The following is a 1,692-nucleotide window of genomic DNA, read 5'->3' on the forward strand; positions in this document are numbered from 1 at the left end:
GCTGTCTAGGGCTTGAGACCACCTTCGATCGCACTTAATCTACACTTGGGGACCTTAACCCAGCTCTGGGTTGTCTCCCTCACGGTACACAGGCTTACCCCGTGCACCGGACTCCCTGCGTCAAACGGCGTTTGTAGGTTCGGAGTTGGACAGGGGGGCGCACTCCTCTCGGAGTGCGGTCCCCCAATCCGTTGCTCTACCCCACAAACTACCTCGGCAGAGGTCATGCTTCGACATGTTTCGGTTGGAACCAGCTGTTTCCGGACTCGATGGGCCTTTCACCCCTAGACGTAGGTCACGAGAGGGTATTGTAGGACACCAACTCTAACAGACTTCCACGTGCCTTTCGGCACGCTTCATCTTGCCCACGCCTAGATCGTCCGGTTTCGGGTCGTGCCCGTTTGACTCCCCGCGCTTGAACACGGTGGCCCTGGTGCAAAGCACTGCGGCCATATCGGTTTCCCTACGCCTTCCTCGATAATCGAGTTAGACTCGTCAAACAGGCACACTCCCTGGTTCGTTTTTCAAAACGTACGACAGAACACCGGCTTCCCGAACGTTCTACTACAGGTTCGCACCTGATTCGTTTTGTCCGGGACCTTGTATGCCCTGTCGCTCCATCGCCAACTGATTTCACGCCCTATTGCACCTCCCTTCGTGGGGTGCTTTTCAGCGTTCGCTCACGCTACTTGTTCGCTATCGGTCTTGAGGAGTGTTTAGTCTTCGCGGTCGATGCCCGCGATATTCACGAGGGATATCCAACCCCCGCTACTCTGGAACTGACTCGTTCCTTACTCGTCGACGGTACGGGACTGTCACCCTGTTTCGTGCTCTATTCCAAGAGACTTCGCGTCGCCGTTCGGGAAGTGATCGTCAGTCCGAACACCACATTGCCCGTGAAGGCTTCGGTTTGGACTGTGTCGCGTTTATTCGCCATTACTAACGACATCGCGTTTGCTTTCTTTTCCTGTCGATACTAAGATGTTTCAATTCTCGACGTTCCCCATTGCGCGAAGCAATTGCGGTGGGGATTCCCATTCGGAGATCCTATGTTCTTCGCCTCCGTGCGGCTCCCATAGGCTTATCGCAGCTTGGCACGTCCTTCGTCAGCTCTCAAGCCGAGCGATCCACCAGCTGGCACAGTAGCCACGTTCATCGGATCGGCGATTGCGAGATGCAATCACGTAGTGACCCGGGAACGGGTCCAGTGGACGCCTGGACTACACGTACACACGGTCTCATCTGCACGCCGTAGACGCGGCATGCATTAACCCTTCCCACCCGCGTTTACACGGGGTGGTGCATCGGTTCGTTCGGATTAGACCGAAGTACTGTGTCCCACTTAAGGGGCACGATTCGGTCGTCCTCCGAGACATGGACCCACAGGGATTCGAACCCTGGGCATCCTCCTTGCAAAGGAGGCACTCTACCACTGAGCTATGGGCCCACGTCCATCCTCTCGGATGGACAGAGCGTATTGTGTTAGCCTCGGTAGTTCAAAGGTGCCCGATCGGCCGAACGCTGGTCGATCGAACGTGAACCGCGTGGCGCAACGCGCCACGAGTTAAGGTGGGCTGGGGCGACGCCCCAGTCCCGGTCTGTGGAGGTGATCCAGCCGCAGATTCCCCTACGGCTACCTTGTTACGACTTAAGCCCCCTTGCGGAGCCCAGATTCGACCAGCGTTGCACTGG

At 57.0% G+C, this 1,692-nt stretch carries 1 tRNA gene and 2 rRNA genes; all 3 read right to left on the bottom strand.

Annotation, left to right across the window (positions count from 1 at the left end):
- A 23S ribosomal RNA gene (locus NDI89_RS23770) occupies nucleotides 1-1,155 on the bottom strand; the annotation flags it as partial.
- 220 nt (nucleotides 1,156-1,375) lie between these two features.
- Nucleotides 1,376-1,447, bottom strand: a tRNA-Ala gene (locus tag NDI89_RS23775).
- 154 nt (nucleotides 1,448-1,601) lie between these two features.
- Nucleotides 1,602-1,692: ribosomal RNA gene (locus NDI89_RS23780) — 16S ribosomal RNA — on the bottom strand; the annotation flags it as partial.

It is taken from the genome of Natrinema salsiterrestre, assembly GCF_029502005.1.
Lineage (GTDB): Archaea > Halobacteriota > Halobacteria > Halobacteriales > Natrialbaceae > Natrinema > Natrinema salsiterrestre.